This is a genomic window from Amycolatopsis rubida (assembly GCF_900115345.1).
In the GTDB taxonomy this organism is placed as follows: Bacteria; Actinomycetota; Actinomycetes; order Mycobacteriales; family Pseudonocardiaceae; genus Amycolatopsis; species Amycolatopsis rubida.
Genome location: NZ_FOWC01000011.1, coordinates 135723 through 152747, shown reverse-complemented (window position 1 = coordinate 152747; position 17025 = coordinate 135723). Strand labels below are relative to the sequence as shown.

Here is a 17025-nt window from a genome sequence, read left to right as displayed (position 1 = left end):
GTCAGTCCACCGTCACGTAGTCAGGGCCGCTGTAGTGGCCGTCCACCTGGGTGCGCCGCTGCAGCAGCAGGTCGTTGAGCAGGCTCGACGCGCCGAACCGGAACAGTTCCGGCGTGAGCCACTGCTCGCCCGCGACCTCGTGCACGGCGACGAGGTACTTGATCGCGTCCTTGGTCGTCCGGATCCCGCCCGCGGGCTTGACGCCGCGCAGTTCGCCGGTGCGCTCGTGCCAGTCGTGCACCGCCTGCAGCATCACGTGCGTGACCGGCAGCGTCGCGGCGGGCGACACCTTGCCGGTGGACGTCTTGATGAAGTCCCCGCCCGCCAGCAGCGCGAGCCAGGACGCGCGGCGGACGTTGTCGTACGTCGCCAGCTCGCCCGTTTCGAGGATCACCTTGAGGTGCGCCGAGCCGCAGGCCGCTTTCACGGCGCGGATCTCGTCGAACACTTCCAGGTAGCGGCCTTCGAGGAAGGCGCCGCGGTCGATCACCATGTCGACCTCGTCCGCGCCCGCCTCGACCGCGAGCCGGGTGTCGGCCAGCTTCACCTCGCGGCTCGTGCGGCCCGCCGGGAAGCCGGTGGCGACGCTCGCCACCCGCACCCCGCTGCCCGCGAGCGCTTCGACGGCTGTCCCCACCAGGTCCGGGTACACGCACACGGCCGCGACGCGCGGGCAGTCCTGCCGCTCGGGGTCCGGCCGCATCGCCTTGGCGGCGAGGCCGCGGACCTTGCCGCGTGTGTCGGCTCCTTCGAGCGTGGTCAGGTCGACCATCGACACCGCGGTGTCGATCGCCCACCGCTTGGCTTCCTTTTTGATGCTCCGGGTCGCGAGCCCTGCCGCGCGCTGCTCGACGCCGACCTGGTCGACACCGGGCAGCCCGTGCAGGAACCGCCGCAGGCTCGCTTCGTCGCGAGTGACGTCCGTCAGCGGCGACGGGGTTTCCGGCACCGATGACGGGCTGGTGGTAGCTGTCATACCGCTGAGTGTAGGTGCGCGACAGCAGGTGCCGGAGCGCTCACCGGAATCTGTGGACAGCTGGTCACAGGCTCGCGGTTGTCCACAGCGCCGCGGTGCGGGCGGCGGTTTTTGTCGGTGGTGTGTGCAGTCGGGTTCAGGACTCGATCTGCGGTGCGTTCAGATCCTTGGCCGGCTTGCGGTACACGACGACGCCGCCCCAGAAGCCGAGGCCGTTGATCGTCACGGTCGGGGCGGTCGGCGGTGCCGGCGGCGCGCCGGACTTGTCCTCCAGCATGAACGCGCCCATGAAACCGATGCCGGTGACGTTCACGTTGATGTCGTCGGGGACGGTGATCTCGATCCCGCCCATGATCGCGACCGCGGTGATCGTGCAGGATTTTTCGGCGAACCGGGCGCTGCGCAGGTCGATTTCGGCACCGCCCCAGAACGCGAAAGTCGTGTGCTGCTGCGGCAGGACCCAGCTGCCCTTGCGTACGGCCCCGGACATCACGCCGATCGACGCGGCGGAACCGGGATGCCCGCCGACGCGGTTGTCCGGCAGCCCGAGCACGCGCGAAGGGGCGGGCTGCAGCGAAGCCGACGCGGTGGTGGCGACCGCCGCGCTGCCGGGCAGGTCGGCGGTCACCGGTTTGAGGTCCGCGAACGTTTTCGCGGAGTAGACGCTGGAGAGCCGCTCTTCCAATTCGTCGATCGTGATGCGGCCTTCGGACAGCGCCTGGTGCAGCACCTGCGCGACCTGCTCCCGATCGGCGTCCGACACGCGCATCTGGTCCGGGCCCGGCGTGGCTGGGTCTTCACTCACCTGGGGCAGCCTAGCCCTGTCGGGTTTGCCTCGGGTCCATCGAACGGTGGATAGGGGACGATGGCGAGATGGATTCTGCGTTGATGGGGACTCTCGTGCTTCCGGATGGGGCCCGGTTGCGGGCGCGCGGGCTGGGGAAGCCGAAGCCGGCGGGGCCGGAGCCGGAGTTCGGGTTGTATCTGGGGTCGCGGCGGATGCGGGCCAAGTACGACGCTTCGTTGCGCTGGGAGCGTCGGTGGGTGTTGTGGCCGGACTTCCTGCTGCCGCGTGATCGGGAGGGGGCCCGGCGGGAGATTCTGGAGTTGCACGCTCGGGCTGTCGCGGGGGAGGCCGTGGAGGTGGCTTGTCTCGGCGGGGTCGGGCGGACTGGGACTGTGCTGGCTTGTTTGGTGACGATGGGTGGGATGGGGGCTGAGGAAGCTGTGGCTTGGGTTCGGGAGAACCACCACGCTCGGGCGGTGGAGACGCCTTGGCAGCGGCGGTGGGTTCGGTGGTTTGCTGAGTCTCGGTAGGGGGGCTCGTCGCCTGGGGGCGACATTGGCCCGGTTGCTGGTGTGGGGCACCCCGAAGGTTGAGTGTGCTGACGGGCGGCGGGTGCTTGTCAAGGCGGGAAAGATGCCTTGACAAGCACCCGCCGCCCGCAGGGGGGCTTCGGATCGGGGTGCGGGGGAGGGGCTGGGTGCCTCGATGGTCGGGTGCGTCGGCTGCGGGGAGGGGTCGGGTGTCTCGGTCGTGGGTGCATCGGCTGCGGGGGAGGGGCTGGGTGTCTCGGTCGTGGGTGCGTCGGCTGCGGGGAGGGGCCGGGTGTCTCGATGGTGGGTGCGCCGGGGGCGGTTTGCGGGCGGGGCTGCGAAGGGCTCCTTGAGGGAACCCGCGTTCGCGAAGGGGCGTCTCGCGGACCGGCGGCGGGTCGTGAGGGGAACTTTGCGGGAATCAGAGTCAATGAGGGTGGCCCTCACGAAGTAAGCGGGCCCACGAACGCGCGGGGAACGGGTGGCGTCCCCGAAACGGGCAGCTAAGTTGTGCGGCATGGATGTGCATGTAGTCGATCACCCGCTGGCCAAGGCTCGTCTCTCGACCATGCGGGACGCTCGGACGGACAGTGCTGCGTTCCGGGCCGCGCTGCATGAGTTGACTGTCATGCTCGTTTACGAAGCCACGCGGGACGCGCCGGTGCGTACCGAGCGCATCCATACTCCGGTCGCGCGCACTGACGCGTATCGGCTCGCCAGTCCGCCGTTGCTGGTGCCTGTGTTGCGGGCCGGACTTGGCATGGCTGACCAGGCGCACAAGCTGATCCCGGACGCGCAGATGGGGTTCGTGGGGCTCGCTCGCGACGAGGAGACGCTCAAGCCGACCCCGTACCTGGAGTCGCTGCCCGAGTCGCTCGCGGACCGGCCGGTGCTGGTGCTGGATCCGATGCTCGCGACCGGTGGCTCGATGGAGTACACGATCCGCCTGCTGACCGGCCGTGGCGCTACTGACGTCACCGCCATCTGTGCGCTCGCCGCGCCGGAGGGGCTGGCGCATCTGGAGCAGACCGGGCTGCCGGTCCGGGTGGTCACGTCGAGCATTGACGAGCGGCTCAACGACTCCGGCTTCATCGTGCCGGGCCTCGGCGACGCGGGGGATCGACAGTACGGCGCTAGGTAAGCCAGCCGGAAGCGTTGGCGTGCAAGGCTTTCTCGTACGCGTCGGAAACGCTGAAGCCGTCGGGCAGGCGGCCGGACAGTTCCAGCGACACCAGGCCGTGCACGAAACCCCACAGGCTGACGGTGATCAGCTCGGGCGCGACGTCCTGAAAGCGGCCGGACGACACGGCGGCGCGGACTACCCCCATCAACGGGGCGAGGGTGGCTTGGGCGACCTCGTCGGCCTCGGCGTTGGGTTCGAAACCCGGCACGGAGCGGCTGAACATGATCGCGTACAGGTGCGGGTCGGCGAGGGCGCTTTCGCGGTACGCGATGCCTAGCCGCACGAGGTCGGCTACTGCGTCGCCGGACCGGGGGACCCTCGCCAGGCGGGTGCCGAAGCGGCGGAAGCCTTCCACGTACAGTGCGTTCACCAGGTTCGGTTTGCTGCCGAACAGCGAGTACACCGCGGTGGTCGAGGTACCGGAGTCGGCGGCCAGTTTGCGCAGCGACAGGGCTTTGGGGCCGTCCGCGGAGATCAGTTCGCCTGCCCGGTCCAGGAGCTTCAGCCGGAGGGTTTCGTCGTGCGTACGGGGACGAGGCATGTACCCAGCGTAACGCAACAACGTTATAAAACGCGACCATAGCCGCCGGTTCAAGATTTGACCTGGAGCGCACTCCAGGTCGTACTGTCGAGCGCATGAGCTACTCGATAGCGGAAGCCGCACGACGTAGCGGCCTGTCGATCGACACCCTCCGGTACTACGAACGGATCAAGCTTCTCGAACCGCCCGCGCGCGATTCGGCCGGGCGGCGCGCCTACTCCGACGAGGACCTGAACTGGCTCGGCTTCCTCACGAAGCTGCGGCTCACCGGGATGCCGATCAAGAGTATGCGCGAGTACGCCTCGCTGCGCAGGCACGGGGTGGCCAGCGCGGGACGGCGCAAGGCGATCCTCGTGGAGCAGCGGCAGTCGGTCGCCGACCGGATCGCCGAGCTGCGGGGTTGTCTCGACATTTTGGACTACAAGATCGCCAACTACGAGCAGATCGAGCGCAATGCCTTCGGCGTCGCGCCCGAAATGGAGGGAATTTCCGCGTGATCGGTACGAGGAAGCTCGGCGCACTGGAGGTCGGGGCGCAGGGGCTCGGCTGCATGGGGATGAGCTCGGCCTACGGCGTGCGCGACAACGACGGCGAGTCCGTCGCCACCGTGCACCGGGCGCTGGAACTGGGGGTGACCCTGCTCGACACGGCCAACGTGTACGGCGCGGGGGAGAACGAGAAGCTTGTCGGAAAGGCGATCGCGGACCGTCGCGACCAGGTGGTTCTCGCGACGAAGTTCGGCATCGTGCACACCGGCGAGGGCATGACCGCGCGCGGTGACGCCGCATACGTGAAGCAGTGCTGCGACGAATCGCTGCAGCGGCTCGGGGTCGACCACATCGACCTCTACTACCAGCACCGGGTCGACCCGAACGTCCCGGTCGAGGAGACCTGGGGCGCGCTCGCCGAGCTGGTCCAGGCCGGGAAGATCCGTTTCGCCGGGATCTCCGAGGCAGGCGCGGAGACCATCCGGCGGGCGCACGCGGTGCATCCGGTCACCGCGCTGCAGAGCGAATGGTCGCTGTGGACGCGTGGCATCGAGGACGGAATTCTCGGCACCTGCCGAGAGCTGGGAATCGGAATCGTGCCGTTCTCGCCGCTGGGGCGCGGGTTCCTGACCGGTGCGGTCACCTCGGTGCGGGAGCTGCCCGAGGGCGACATGCGGCGCGGCCTGCCGCGGTTCGCCGAGGACAACTTCGCACGCAACATGGCGATTGTCGAGGCGCTGCGCGCGCTGGCCGCGGACAAGGGCGTCACGGCGGGGCAGCTGGCGCTCGCCTGGGTGCAGGCCAAGGGGCCCGACGTCGTGCCGATCCCGGGCACGAAGCGGCGGAAGTACCTGGAAGAGAATGTCGGCGCGGCCGAACTCGAACTGTCCGAAGACGACCTCGCGGCGATCGAGAAGGCCGCTCCGGCCGAGGCGGTCGCCGGCGAGCGGTACCCGGAGGCGCTCGCGCGCGTCACCGGCAAGTAGCGGCCGCATCAGTGGCGAAGCTGCCCCTGCCCGATGGGCGCGGCCCGGCCGGGTGCACGTACGTGAGGGGAACCGTGAGGGAATCAGATTCCCTCACGGTTCCCCTCACGTACGCCGGCGGGAGCGGGGAGAGCCACGCGGCCCGGCTGTCCCGAAGACCGGGTACGTTCTGAGGGATTTCTGAGATCTTCCGACCACTCTGATCGCCGTCAGATCAAGGCGACGCGGGAGGTCGGTGTCATGGCGGACGTGCTGGACTACCTGGTGGTCGGAGCCGGGCCGGCGGGATTGCAGCTCGGGCGGCAGCTGGGCGGGGCCGGGCGCAGCTACCTGGTCCTGGAGCGCGGGTCCGTGCCCGCGGCGTTCTTCACGCGTTTTCCCCGGCACCGCACGCTCATCTCGGTCAACAAGAAGTACACCGGATGGACCGACCCCGAGCTGAACCTCCGGGTCGACTGGAACTCGCTGCTCGACGACGGGCCCGACCCGCTCGTCTTCACCGACTACAGCGCCGAGATGTTTCCGCCTGCGGAAGCGTTCCTGCGCTACGCCGCCGATTACGCGGCGAAACACGAACTCAAAATCCGGTACGACACCGAGGTTACGCGAATTTCGCGCGTGGACGATGTCTTCACGGTCACCGCCGCGGACGGGGAAACGTTCAGTGCGCGCCGGCTGATCATGGCGACCGGCGTGACCAAACCGTATGTCCCGGACGTGCCGGGCATGGAACTGGTCGACCAGTACGCCGATTACGACACCGAGCCGGAGCAGTTCATCAACCAGCGCGTTCTCGTGCTGGGAAAGGGGAACTCCGCATTCGAGACCGCGGACAGCATCAACGCCTACGCCGCGGTGCTGCACGTCGCGGGTCCGCGGCCGGTAAAGCTCGCCTGGCGGACGCACTTCGTCGGACATCTCCGCGCGTACAACGCTGGCGTGCTCGACATGTACCAGCTGAAACTGCAGCACGCGGTTCTCGACGGTGACGTCCGCGAGATCACCAAGGCTGACGACGGATACCACGTCAAGTTCGCCTTCGCCCGCGCCAACGAACTCCTCAAGGAGATCCGCTACGACCGGGTCATCGCGGCCACCGGATTCCGGTTCGACGCCTCGATGTTCGACGAGGACTGCCGTCCGGAGATGACGATCAACAACCGGTTCCCGGCGCAAACGTCCTCGTGGGAATCGGTGAACGTGGCTGGACTCTACTTCGCCGGGACGATCACTCAGGTCCGTGATTTCAAGAAGTCCACCAGTGCGTTCATCCACGGCTATCGCTACGGCGTGCGCGCGCTGTCCAAGGTGCTCGACGAGCGTTACCACGACACCGAATGGCCGAACACGGTGGTGGCCAGCAAAACCAGCGAAATGGTCGACGCCGTCATCCGCCGGATCAACCGTACTTCCGCGCTGTACCAGCAATTCGGCTTCCTCGCCGACGTCCTCGTGGTCGACGGCGACCAGGCCCGCTACTACCAGGAAGTCCCGGTCGGCCGGTTCAAGGACACCCCGCTGGGCGAGAGTGCCAACGCGTTCGTGATCACCCTCGACTACGGGCCGGACCACGACAAGATCGACCCGTTCGACTTCACCGTCACCCGAGCGAGCCAGGACGTCGCGAACGATTCCGGCGAGGGGCATTACCTGCACCCGATTGTCCGGCATTACCAGGGCGGGGAATTGGTCGCGACGCACCACGTGACGGAGAATCTCGAAAACGAGTGGAACCGTCCGGTGCACGTGGACGCGTTGACCGCCTTCTTCACCAAGCAGCTCTGACATGCGCACGATCGCCGAGCTGGAAGCCATCGCGCGGGAACGGATGGAACCAGCGCACTACGACTATTACGCGGGCGGAGCGGGCGAGGAAGCCACCTTGCGCGCCAACGAAGAAGAATTCCGCCGCCGGGTGCTCGTGCCACGCGCACTGCGCGGAGTCGGCAAACGCGACCTGACGGCGGAAATCGCCGGGGTGTCGATGTCGATGCCGGTTCTGGTGTGCCCGACGGCATTCCACCGGCTCGCGCATTCGGACGGAGAACTCGCGACCGCGCGAGCGAGCGCCGAGGCGGGAACCGTCTTCGTGTGCAGCATGGCCTCGACGACGGCGGTCGAGGACGTCGCCAAGGTCGCCGACGTGTTCTGGTTCCAGCTGTATGTGCAGTCAGACCGGGAGTTCACCGAATCGGTCATCAGCCGGGCGGCGAACGCGGGTGCGCGAGCGCTGGTGGTGACGGTCGACTCCGCGGTGCACGGGCGGCGGGAACGCGACCACCGCAATGCCTTTCACGATCTCCCTCCCGGGCTGGCCGCGGAGAACATGCGTGACGCCACCGGCCGGGTACGCGACATCGAGATGCCCGTCGACCTGACCTGGGAAGACCTGGACTGGCTGCGCAAAACCACGAAAATGCCGATGCTGCTCAAGGGTGTGGTGCATCCGGAGGACGCTCGGCGCGCGGTGGCGGCCGGAATCGACGGGCTCGTGGTGTCCAACCACGGCGGCCGGCAACTCGACGGCGCGATTTCGAGCCTGGCCGCGCTTCCCGAAATAGTGTCCGTTGTGGATGGTCAGGTGCCGCTGATTCTCGATGGCGGCGTGCGGAGCGGCGCGGACGTGGTCAAGGCCCTCGCTCTCGGCGCGGACGCGGTCGGCGTCGGCAGGCCGGTGCTGTGGGGGCTCGCCGCGGCGGGACAGGAAGGAGTCGCCGAAGTGCTGGAACGGCTGCGCGAGGAAACGGACACCGCACTCGGGCTGTGCGGGGCGCGCACGCCCGGCGAGCTGACCGCGGACCTGGTCCGATGAAGCGGCTCGTGCTCGCCGGGGCGGCCGGGCTGATCGCGACCTCGCCGAAATGGCTGCCCGGCCGGGTGGTCGCGCTGCGGAACCGGATTTTCGCGCTGGTCAACGGGGACGAGGGCTACCCGGTCCCGGTCGAGGACTTCCGCCGGGTGTACGCCGATCCGGCGGCCGACGGACGCAGCGAGGGCGCCGCGCTGTCCGACCTGTTCTGGTACTGGCTCGCGCCCGGACCGCAGGTGCACCAGGAACATCTGGAGCCGGGTCCGCGCTACGACGAGGTCGCCAAGACCACCCGCAACATCCTGGTCAAGTCCAAGGCGGAGTCGCAGGCGCTGACCGAACGGGTCGCCGCGCGCGTGCTCGACCGGATCGAGACCGGGCCGGGACGGTTGATCCGGTTGCGCGACGAGATGATGCCGGTCTGGGCCGAGCTGTACTACGAGCTGGTCTTCGGCGAACCGTGTCCGCCGGAAGCGCGGGACCTGATCGTCGGGCATGCCGACGACGTCGTGTCCGCGCTGAAGTGCGTGCGCCCGCGCAACATGCGCCGTCGCGCCCGGCTCACCGCGTACCTGCGGCGCAGGCTCGACGACGTACCGCATCCGCTGCCGTCCCGGCTCACCCGCGAGGAGCAGGCGTTCTACCTGCAAGGGACGTTCTTCAACACCGCGGTCGTGCAGATGTCCGAGGCGATGGCGCACCTGCTGATGGTGCTCGCCGAACATCCGCAGGTGCAGCAGCGGCTCGCGGAAAACCCGGACGACGACGAGTATTTCGACCGCGTGCTGGACGAATGCCTCCGTACGTACCCGCTGTTCGGCATCGCGCACCGCATCACCACCGGCGACATCGAACTGGCCGGCCGGACCATCGACGCCGGCACCGTGCTGCTGTTCAGCTACCCGGAATTCCACCACGCCGGGGTCGACCGTGCCGACGAGTTCGACCCGGAGCGCTGGGTCGGCTGCCCCGCGCACCAGCAGAGAAATTTCCTGCCCTTCGGCGTCGCGCAGAACCGGTCGTGCCCCGCGCGCGGCCTCGCCCCGGTGACCATGCGGGTGGTCACCAGGGAGTTCCTGCGCCGGTTCACCCTTGCCACGAGCGCCGCGCACACCCGGTCGATTCCCAATCGCGGGCCGGTTTTTCTCGCCTCGCGCGGATCGCGGAGAAACCCGCGGACGGTGCTGGCCTATTTGGCGGTGCGCGATCGCTGGGAAGACGTGTGGCGCAGCCTCGCGCAGTTGGTGTTCGGCACCTACATGGTGCTCGACGCGCGCCGGCTCCGGTTGTGTACCACACACTTCCAAGGAGGAACCCGATGAGCGCCGTAGCAGCCGCACCCGCGTTTTTCCTGGCGGCCGTGGTGATCCTGGCGGCCTGCCGGGCGGTGAACGCGCTCGCCGTGCGCCTCGGGCAGCCGCCGGTGGTCGGCGAAATGATCACCGGCGTGCTGCTGGGCCCGTCGTTGCTCGGGCTCGTGGCACCGGGCGTGCAGGAATGGCTGTTCCCGGATTCGGTGCGGACGCTGCTGTACCTCGGCGGCCAGATCGGGCTGGTCATCTACATGTTCGGCGCGGGCTACGAGTTCCGGCTGAGCGCGCTGAAGGAAGGGCGGAAAACCGTCGCGGCGGTGTCCGCCGCGGGCACCGCCGTGCCGCTCGCGCTCGGCGTGGGGGTGAGCGTGCTCGGCGCGAACTGGGCCGGAATCCTGAAACCCGGGGTGTCGCCGGTGGTTTCGGCGGCGTTCGTCGCGGTGGCGCTCGCGATCACGGCGTTCCCGATGATGGCCCGGATCATCACCGAGCGCGGCCTGGGCAGCACGAGGTTCGGTTCCCTCGCGCTGGCCTGCGGCGCTCTCGACGACGTCCTCGCCTGGATCCTGCTGGCCGTCGTGCTCGGCATGCACGCCGGCACGGCCGGTCCGATAGCGACGGCCATCGGCGGCGGAGTGCTGTTCGTGCTCCTGGTGTGGCTGGTGGTCCGCCGGATCGTGGCGAAGGTGATGGACAACCCGCGCGGGTCGGTGGACCAGCGGATGCTCGTGACCGTCATGTTCCTGTTCGGCGCCGCGTGGTTCACCGACGTCATCGGCCTGTACGCGGTGTTCGGCGCGTTCATGCTCGGGCTGGTGTTCCCGCGCGGCGAGGCGGCCGACGCGGTGCTCGCGCGGATCATGCCGGTCGGCCGGGTCGTGTTCCTGCCGCTGTTCTTCACCTATTCCGGCCTCAACACGCGATTCGCGCTGCTCGCCGACCCGAAACTGCTGCTGTTCGCGCTGGTCTGCATCGCGGTCGCGGTGGCCGGCAAACTCGGCGCCTCGTGGGGCGCGGCACGGATGACCGGCGAACCGCAACCGGTCGCGCTGCGGATCGGCGTGCTGGTGAACGCGCGCGGGCTGATGCAATTGGTGGCATTGAACGTCGGGCTGTCCGCCGGAATCGTCTCGCCCGCGCTGTTCACCGTGCTGGTGCTCGTCGCGCTCGTCACCACGATCATGACCTCGCCGCTGCTCGGCTGGCTGGACAAACGCGACGCCCGCCGGTACGCGGACGGGGAAATGCCCGAATTTCTCCTGAGCGGGCGAAGCTGAGCGATTGCCTACGAAAGTCGAGGGTCGGATGGCCGGATCACTGCGAGTATGGACCTGTGCACGATGAGGCAGAGACCCCGGCGGCTTCCCGGGTGCTCCTGGTCGAGGACGATCGCGACCTCGCCGGGATGCTCGTCGAATTGCTCGCCGGAGAAGGTTACGAGACCGAAGTGGCCCACGACGGACAGCGCGGCCTGCACCTCGGGCTCACCGGAAGGCACGCGGTGGTGATTCTCGACCGGCGGCTGCCGGTGGTCGACGGCCTGTCGGTGCTGGCCCAGCTGCGCCGCCGGGCGGTGCCCGCACGGGTGCTGGTGCTGTCCGCGCTGGGCGAGCTGGCCGACCGGGTGCACGGCCTCGACACCGGGGCCGACGACTACCTGGTGAAACCGTTCGAGACCGACGAACTGCTCGCCCGGGTGCGTGCGTTGTGCCGCCGCGACGAGGAACACGCCGAATCCCTCCCGCTCGGCGCGGCGGCGCTCGACCTCCAGCGGCACGAGGTCGTACTGCCGCGTGGCGAGCGGGTGACGCTGTCCGGTCGCGAGTTCGAGCTGTTGCGCACGCTCGCCCAGCGGCCCAAAGCGATCCACCCGCGCGCGTCGCTGCGCGCGGGAGTGTTCACCGAATCCGCCGCGGAGTCCATTGTGGACACCTATGTTTACTACCTGCGGCGGAAGCTGGGCCGGGGCGTAGTGAAGACCGTGCACGGCCTCGGCTACCAGATCGGGGCGGTGTGACCACCGTCGTCGCCCCGGAGGCGCGGGCGCTGCGGCGCGCGCGGCGGACCATCGCGAGTCAGATCGCCGTGGTGATCACGATGGTCGTGCTCGCCGCGGGCGTGATCGCGTACTGGGTGCTGCTGCGCGGGCAGGCCGCGGAGACCGAACGGCAGCTGGAATTCGCGCTGGGCCACGGGCTTTCCGCGACCCCGCCCGGATGCACCTACCTGGTGACGCCGCAGGGGCACGCGCCTGCCGGGCGGCTGCCGTTCCCGCTCCCGCCGGTGCCGCGAGTACCGAATGACGGCGATGTGGTGACCGAAGAACGCGTGCTGGACGGTGCCACGTACACCATCCGCACGGTCAACCGCGGCGGCGAAGTCTGGCAGGCGTTCTTCAACGAGCATTACCTGATCTCGGACCGGGAACAGCTGCTGCTAGGGCTCGGGGTGGCCGAGCTGGTGGTGCTGATCGTCTCGGTGATCAGCGGGTATCTGCTGGCCGGGCGGGCGATCCGGCCGTTGGGCGAGGCGTTGCGCAGGCAACGGACGTTCGTCGCCGACGCGTCCCACGAGCTGCGGGCACCGCTGACCCGGTTGCACACCCGCACGCAGCTGCTGGCCCGGCGCGGCGGCGCGGGACCGGCCGAGCTGGAAACCCTGGTCTCCGGCACCCGGGAACTGGGCGCGGTGGTCGACGATCTGCTGTTGTCCGCGCAGGCCTGTTCCGAGCGGCCGCACCTGGAACCGGTACAGCTTGCGGTGCTGGCGGAACAGGCCGTGGCGGCGGAATCGGTCCGCGCGAGCGACCGGCAGGTGGACCTCCGGCTGAGCCGTTCGCCGGGGCTGGAGGACGTGGTGCCGGGTGTGCCGACCGCGTTGCGGCGAGTGCTGTCCGCCTTGCTGGACAACGCGATCGGGCACACGCCGCCGGGCGGGTCGATCGAGGTGATTCTCGCCAACCCGGACGCCCGGCACGTGGAACTGCGCGTGTGCGACACCGGGACGGGCTTCCCGCAGCACGAAGCGGAACGGCTTTTCGAGCGGTTCGCCCACGGGGCGCACGGCGAGGGGCGGCGGTTCGGACTGGGGCTGGCGCTGGTGCAGGAAGTGGTCGCGGGACACGGCGGGACGATCGCCGCGTTCGGAAAGCCCGGGGCCGGCGCGACGTTCACGTTGCGCTTTCAACGGGCTTGAGCTTGCGGGCTTGGAACTTCCGGTACAGGAAGAAGTAGAGCTTGATGTACTGACCGACCAGTACGGCGTTGATGATCGTGCCCTCGCGGATGAAATGCGGTCCGCCGAGGAAGATCAATCCGATGCCCGCCGAGATGGCCAGCAGCGTGCAGTCGAAGACGGTCTTGATGTTTCCCCATTTGCGGCCGGTCTTCTTCTGCAGGGTGTTGACGAACAGGTCGATCGGCATCAGCACCAGATTGGCGCGGATCATCAGGAAAAGCCCGAACGCCAGCATCGCGTCGGCGAGGAACAGCAACGCGAGATTAGCCGCGTACGGCGCCAGGGAGATCCACTTCGTCGCCATCAGGTTGAAGTCGAGCAACGCGGCCAGGATCAGTGCCGGTACCAGCGAGAACAGATTTTGGAGCGTGAATGCCCTTGGCAGCACCAGGAAAGTCAGGATGAGCATGAGCACTTCGAGCATGAGATTGAACGTGCCCTGGCTGAGCGGCGGGAGCACGAGCGTCATCGTGCGGGTCAGGCTGCTTTGCGGGGAGATGCCGATCCCGGCCCGGATGGCCAGGCCGAGACCGAGTGTCAGCAGATAGATGCCGACGATGTAAGTGATCCAGCGCCGTACTGCGTTTCCGTTGTCGACTACGCCCGCGTCTTTGTCGTAAGGCACGACCGCGACCTCCTCGTTGAGGGTTACTTCATGAATCCGAAACGGTCGAGCGAGATGAACAGGGTCAGGAGCTTGTTGACGACGGGCTCGCCTTCGTTGCGGTTGCCCAGTTTTTCGAGCGCGGTGTCGACCGTGTGGGTCGCGTCGATGAGTTCGGCGAGGTTCATGTCGGCCATCACGCCGTAGAACTCCAGCGGCAGACACGCTTTCGTCTCCCCGTCCTCGGTCACGAGGCAGCCGCCGACCAGCGTGTCCAACTGCTTGAGGTTGGCGCACATCTCCGCGCTCTCGCTGCCGACGCTCACGAAGTACGCCGACGGTGCGGGCCAGAACGTCGACACCGCACCGCGGTCGATCTTCACGCCCTTGAACAACCCGGTGACGATGTGCCGTTTCCCATCGGCATAGCGCTGCACGACCGAGATCCGGTTGAGCCGCTCGCCTTCGTGCTCGGGCACGACCGCGCCGTCGCGGAACGGTACCCAGATCTCTTGGGCGAACTTGCGGTGACCGCGTCCGTAAACGTCGAAAAGCAGCACCTTCGCCTGATCGCCCGCTGCCGAGATTTCGATCGGCTTCAGATCGAGCTGTTCGGGCGTAAGATCGGTGAGCCCCGGTTTCGGTTCCTTGGCCAGACTGGAGTAATCGATGCCGACGCGGTTGAGCAGCTCGCGGTCGCGGGCCACCAGCTCGCCGCCCTTGAACACATACCGCGGGTTGATCTTCGCGAGACTGTCGGTGAGGACGATGTCCGCGAAGCGGCCCGGGCTGAGCGAACCGAGGTCCCGGTCCTTGCGGAACGAGCGGGCGGCGTAAAGGGTGCCCATTTTGATCGCCTTGATCGGCGGCATGCCCATTTCGATCGCCAGCGAGATCACCCAGTCGATATGGCCCTGCCGCAGGACGCGGTCCACCGAGATATTGTCGGCGCAGAGCTGGAAGTTCTCCGCGGGCCAGCGCCGTTTCACGATGGCACGCAACATGGTCCGGATGACCTCGGGACTTCCGACGCCGAACTTGATCTGCGTGTTCAGGCCGTAGCGGACGCTCTTTTCGATGTCGTCCTCGTTCCAGACGTCGTGGTTGTTGTCGACGCCGATCGCGGGCATGTAGTTCAGCAGCATGTCCGACAGCGCCGTGACGCCCCAATGGCAGTTCACGAACCCGGAATTCGCCCGGCCCAGCGCGGATTTGCGGAAGTCGTCGGCGTCCCCGGTCATGTAGGACAGGTGAGCCAGTTCGCCCAGCCCGATCACCGGGTCCATCTTCAACATGGCCTCGGTGACGTCCGTCGAGGTCTTCTTCCCCGGCGCGAACGCGTAAAGCCGATACGGCAGCTTTTCGTGGTCAGCGAACAGCGTCTGGACCGCTTCCACCGCCTCGTCCCCGGCCGCGCTGGCGAAATCCAGGGTTTCCCCGAAGACCGTGGTCGTTCCGCTCGGGACGATCGCCTCCCCGAACGCCGCCGGATGCGCGAGCTGAGACTCGAAATGCAGATGCGCGTCGATCAACCCGGGAATCGCGTAAAGTCCCTCGCCGTCGAAAACCTCACGCACCCGCACGATCGACTCGTCGGGGTTCAGCGCGATGATCCGCTGCCGGTAAACGAGAAGCGTGCCGGGATAGACACTTTCCGTGTGCACGTCGACGATGTGAAGATTGCGCAGCAGCAGGTCCGCTTCCTGCTCGCCGGCGAGAATGTCGAAGATCGTCCGCAGGTGATCTTCTTGCGCGGCAACGTCTTCCGTCGCGAGCGGGGGATAGGTCGGCGATTCCGGCACGGTGTCCTCACTTCGATGTCGTTGGTGCACTGATAGAACCCGGCGGACACCGTTGCTGACAAGCATTCATTTTCGTACGACGTGTACTCTTTTTTCGTACGCTTAGGAGGTCCGCCCGTGCTCCACTCCCGGTTGCTGCAGTACATCGACGAAGTGGCGCGCCTCGGGTCCATCCGCGCGGCCGGCGCCCGGCTGCATGTCGCGCCGTCGGCGATCAACCGGCAGATCCTGCTGCTGGAAGCGGAACTCGGCCAGCCGCTGTTCGACCGCCTGCCGCGCGGCATGCGTCCGACGCCGGCCGGGGAGGCGCTTCTCGCGCACGTCCGGCGCACCCTGCAGCAGTACCGCGAAACCGTCGCGGACATCCGCGACCTGCACGCGCTCGGCAGCGGCGAGGTCGTGATCGCCACGATGACCGGCCTGGCCAGCAGCGTCGTCGCCACCGCCGCAGCGGCGTTCCGGGCTCGGCACCCGCGAGTCCGGATCTCGATCCGGACGATGACAACGCGGGACATCCTGCGCGCCGTCGAGGCCAGCGAGGCCGACCTCGGTCTCGGCTTCAACGTCCCGCCGTCCGCGCACCTCGAGGTCTGCTGGCAGATGAACACCCGGCTCGGCGTTGTCGTGGCCCCGCACCATCCGCTCGCCGGCGCGGACCCGATCCCGCTCGCGCAGTGCCCGCCCTATCCGCTGATCTTCGCCGACCGATCGATGGTCATCCACGGCATCGTCGCGGAGGCCTTCGCCAAAGCCGGTCTCGACATCGAACCGGCTTTCCACACGAACTCGATCGAGACCATGAAACGGCTCGCTGCCTCCGGTGACGCGATCGCGTTCCTCAGCGAATTCGACATCGCCGAAGAAATCCGGGACGGACGGCTCGTCTTCCGGCCGGTGCGCGACGCGTTCAGCAACAATGTGGTTTCGTTGGTACGCCGGGAAAAGCACGGCCACGGCTTGGCGAGTCTTTTGCTGGCCGAGGACATCGTGGGCGCGCTGACCCACGCACAGACACCGCGGCCGTAACGCTGAGCCTGCCCTGGTTCCGGCGCGGGTCCAGTGTCTCGACCGAAGCGCCCAATGCCACGTTGGGCTTTCTCGGTAGCTGTGGTGTGCGGCCTCGCTGCGGCGCTCTCCTCTCACGCACGCCCACGCCGGGCAGCGCGCTACCGAGAAACCCACTGGGGCAGCGCCAGCCGGCTCAGTCGGTGAGGGTGTCTGTCGGCAACAACGCCCGCAACCGCCGGGTCGTCGCCTCGTACTCGACATACGCGCGCGAATTCTCCGGCCCGCCAGCGGCCATCAGCTCGTCGTGCGCGATCGCCTGCTCCGCGATCACCGAAGCGAGCAGCACCAGAAACCGGGCCGAACGTTCGGAACGGACCGCCATCTCGGCGGAACCGGGGAGGCCGCGTTCGGCGAACCCCTCGAACGCGGCGGTGTTCTCGCGCTGCTTTTCCGCCAGCAACCGGCAGGTCGCCGATTGCTGGCGAAGCTGGTCGGCATAAGCCAACGCGACGTCCTGCGGCGAAGCGGCATCCCCTGGCTGGCTCACGCCCGACATGATGCCCGTTCTCCGCCGCGGACACCTACTGGATCGGTTTCCTGGAACGCGATGCCCGTGAAAACAGCGGAGACAGCGACGGTGAACAGGGTGGATTCGGTGCGGAAGACCCGCAGGGGCACGGTCCCGGACGCATTCAGAGCAGGGTGGCGCGGACGAGACGGAGGCGAGTTTCGCCCAGATCCGGCCTTGAGATGGACCGGTT

At 67.9% G+C, this 17025-nt stretch carries 17 protein-coding genes; 11 read left to right on the top strand and 6 right to left on the bottom strand.

The window, feature by feature from the left end; genetic code table 11:
- Nucleotide 1 precedes the first annotated feature (1 nt).
- Nucleotides 2-976: a deoxyribose-phosphate aldolase gene (gene deoC / locus BM362_RS33395; protein ID WP_067589656.1), complete on the bottom strand. Its 975-nt coding sequence runs from the start codon at nt 974-976 to the stop codon at nt 2-4.
- Between the two features lie 136 nt (nt 977-1112).
- Complete coding sequence (locus tag BM362_RS33390) at nt 1113-1745, bottom strand: DUF1707 SHOCT-like domain-containing protein (RefSeq protein ID WP_093575891.1); 633 nt, start codon at nt 1743-1745, stop codon at nt 1113-1115.
- Nucleotides 1746-1849: 104 nt separating this feature from the next.
- On the opposite strand from BM362_RS33390, the gene BM362_RS49480 reads away from it, so the two are divergent.
- A complete protein-coding gene (locus BM362_RS49480) occupies nt 1850-2293 on the top strand; it encodes a protein-tyrosine phosphatase family protein (RefSeq protein ID WP_067589662.1) in 444 nt (147 codons plus the stop codon).
- A 517-nt stretch (nt 2294-2810) separates the two neighbouring features.
- The gene (upp, locus tag BM362_RS33380) at nt 2811-3434 is read left to right on the top strand and encodes a uracil phosphoribosyltransferase (protein ID WP_067589665.1); all 624 of its coding nucleotides are present in this window, start codon (nt 2811-2813) and stop codon (nt 3432-3434) included.
- On the opposite strand, the gene BM362_RS33375 is transcribed toward upp, so the two are convergent.
- Complete coding sequence (locus BM362_RS33375) at nt 3427-4017, bottom strand: TetR/AcrR family transcriptional regulator (RefSeq protein ID WP_093575890.1); 591 nt, start codon at nt 4015-4017, stop codon at nt 3427-3429. The genes upp and BM362_RS33375 overlap by 8 nt on opposite strands.
- Before the next feature lie 95 nt (nt 4018-4112).
- On the opposite strand from BM362_RS33375, the gene BM362_RS33370 reads away from it, so the two are divergent.
- The 8 genes from BM362_RS33370 to BM362_RS33335 all read left to right on the top strand — a co-directional run bounded on the left by BM362_RS33370 (nt 4113) and on the right by BM362_RS33335 (nt 12808).
- Nucleotides 4113-4514 carry a MerR family transcriptional regulator gene (locus BM362_RS33370; RefSeq protein WP_067589671.1) on the top strand — a complete coding sequence of 134 codons (402 nt, stop codon included), beginning with the start codon at nt 4113-4115 and terminating at the stop codon, nt 4512-4514.
- On the top strand, nt 4511-5491 hold the full coding sequence (locus tag BM362_RS33365; protein ID WP_208865413.1) for an aldo/keto reductase: 981 nt from the start codon (nt 4511-4513) through the stop codon (nt 5489-5491). The genes BM362_RS33370 and BM362_RS33365 overlap by 4 nt, the downstream gene beginning before the upstream one ends.
- 240 nt (nt 5492-5731) lie before the next feature.
- A complete protein-coding gene (locus BM362_RS33360) occupies nt 5732-7276 on the top strand; it encodes an NAD(P)-binding domain-containing protein (protein WP_093575889.1) in 1545 nt (514 codons plus the stop codon).
- 1 nt (nt 7277) lies between these two features.
- Nucleotides 7278-8303 carry an alpha-hydroxy acid oxidase gene (locus BM362_RS33355; RefSeq protein WP_093575888.1) on the top strand — a complete coding sequence of 342 codons (1026 nt, stop codon included), beginning with the start codon at nt 7278-7280 and terminating at the stop codon, nt 8301-8303.
- Nucleotides 8300-9622 carry a cytochrome P450 gene (locus BM362_RS33350; RefSeq protein WP_093575951.1) on the top strand — a complete coding sequence of 441 codons (1323 nt, stop codon included), beginning with the start codon at nt 8300-8302 and terminating at the stop codon, nt 9620-9622. The genes BM362_RS33355 and BM362_RS33350 overlap by 4 nt, the downstream gene beginning before the upstream one ends.
- The gene (locus tag BM362_RS33345) at nt 9619-10890 is read left to right on the top strand and encodes a cation:proton antiporter (RefSeq protein ID WP_067589683.1); all 1272 of its coding nucleotides are present in this window, start codon (nt 9619-9621) and stop codon (nt 10888-10890) included. The genes BM362_RS33350 and BM362_RS33345 overlap by 4 nt, the downstream gene beginning before the upstream one ends.
- A 92-nt stretch (nt 10891-10982) precedes the next feature.
- Nucleotides 10983-11630 carry a response regulator transcription factor gene (locus BM362_RS33340; protein WP_043831817.1) on the top strand — a complete coding sequence of 216 codons (648 nt, stop codon included), beginning with the start codon at nt 10983-10985 and terminating at the stop codon, nt 11628-11630.
- Nucleotides 11627-12808: a sensor histidine kinase gene (locus BM362_RS33335; RefSeq protein WP_093575887.1), complete on the top strand. Its 1182-nt coding sequence runs from the start codon at nt 11627-11629 to the stop codon at nt 12806-12808. Before BM362_RS33340 ends, BM362_RS33335 begins: the two co-directional genes overlap by 4 nt.
- Here BM362_RS33335 and BM362_RS33330 read toward each other — a convergent pair.
- Nucleotides 12783-13475, bottom strand: a complete 693-nt coding sequence (locus BM362_RS33330; protein ID WP_093575886.1) for a YczE/YyaS/YitT family protein — start codon at nt 13473-13475, stop codon at nt 12783-12785. The two genes, BM362_RS33335 and BM362_RS33330, sit on opposite strands and share 26 nt — an antisense overlap.
- 23 nt (nt 13476-13498) lie before the next feature.
- Complete coding sequence (locus BM362_RS33325; RefSeq protein ID WP_067589691.1) at nt 13499-15322, bottom strand: adenine deaminase C-terminal domain-containing protein; 1824 nt, start codon at nt 15320-15322, stop codon at nt 13499-13501.
- Nucleotides 15323-15373: 51 nt separating this feature from the next.
- On the opposite strand from BM362_RS33325, the gene BM362_RS33320 reads away from it, so the two are divergent.
- Nucleotides 15374-16282 carry a LysR family transcriptional regulator gene (locus BM362_RS33320; RefSeq protein ID WP_093575885.1) on the top strand — a complete coding sequence of 303 codons (909 nt, stop codon included), beginning with the start codon at nt 15374-15376 and terminating at the stop codon, nt 16280-16282.
- A gap of 175 nt (nt 16283-16457) precedes the next feature.
- Here BM362_RS33320 and BM362_RS33315 read toward each other — a convergent pair whose 3' ends face one another.
- A complete protein-coding gene (locus BM362_RS33315; protein ID WP_067589698.1) occupies nt 16458-16820 on the bottom strand; it encodes a hypothetical protein in 363 nt (120 codons plus the stop codon).
- Nucleotides 16821-17025: the final 205 nt, after the last annotated feature.

Coding starts and splice junctions, on each gene's coding strand:
- deoC (WP_067589656.1), bottom strand. CDS start 976: ATGACAGCTACCACCAGCCCGTCATCGGTGCCGGAAACCCCGTCGCCG.
- BM362_RS33390 (WP_093575891.1), bottom strand. CDS start 1,745: ATGCGCGTGTCGGACGCCGATCGGGAGCAGGTCGCGCAGGTGCTGCAC.
- BM362_RS49480 (WP_067589662.1), top strand. CDS start 1,850: ATGGATTCTGCGTTGATGGGGACTCTCGTGCTTCCGGATGGGGCCCGG.
- upp (WP_067589665.1), top strand. CDS start 2,811: ATGGATGTGCATGTAGTCGATCACCCGCTGGCCAAGGCTCGTCTCTCG.
- BM362_RS33375 (WP_093575890.1), bottom strand. CDS start 4,017: ATGCCTCGTCCCCGTACGCACGACGAAACCCTCCGGCTGAAGCTCCTG.
- BM362_RS33370 (WP_067589671.1), top strand. CDS start 4,113: ATGAGCTACTCGATAGCGGAAGCCGCACGACGTAGCGGCCTGTCGATC.
- BM362_RS33360 (WP_093575889.1), top strand. CDS start 5,732: ATGGCGGACGTGCTGGACTACCTGGTGGTCGGAGCCGGGCCGGCGGGA.
- BM362_RS33355 (WP_093575888.1), top strand. CDS start 7,278: ATGCGCACGATCGCCGAGCTGGAAGCCATCGCGCGGGAACGGATGGAA.
- BM362_RS33350 (WP_093575951.1), top strand. CDS start 8,300: ATGAAGCGGCTCGTGCTCGCCGGGGCGGCCGGGCTGATCGCGACCTCG.
- BM362_RS33345 (WP_067589683.1), top strand. CDS start 9,619: ATGAGCGCCGTAGCAGCCGCACCCGCGTTTTTCCTGGCGGCCGTGGTG.
- BM362_RS33325 (WP_067589691.1), bottom strand. CDS start 15,322: ATGCTTGTCAGCAACGGTGTCCGCCGGGTTCTATCAGTGCACCAACGA.
- BM362_RS33315 (WP_067589698.1), bottom strand. CDS start 16,820: ATGTCGGGCGTGAGCCAGCCAGGGGATGCCGCTTCGCCGCAGGACGTC.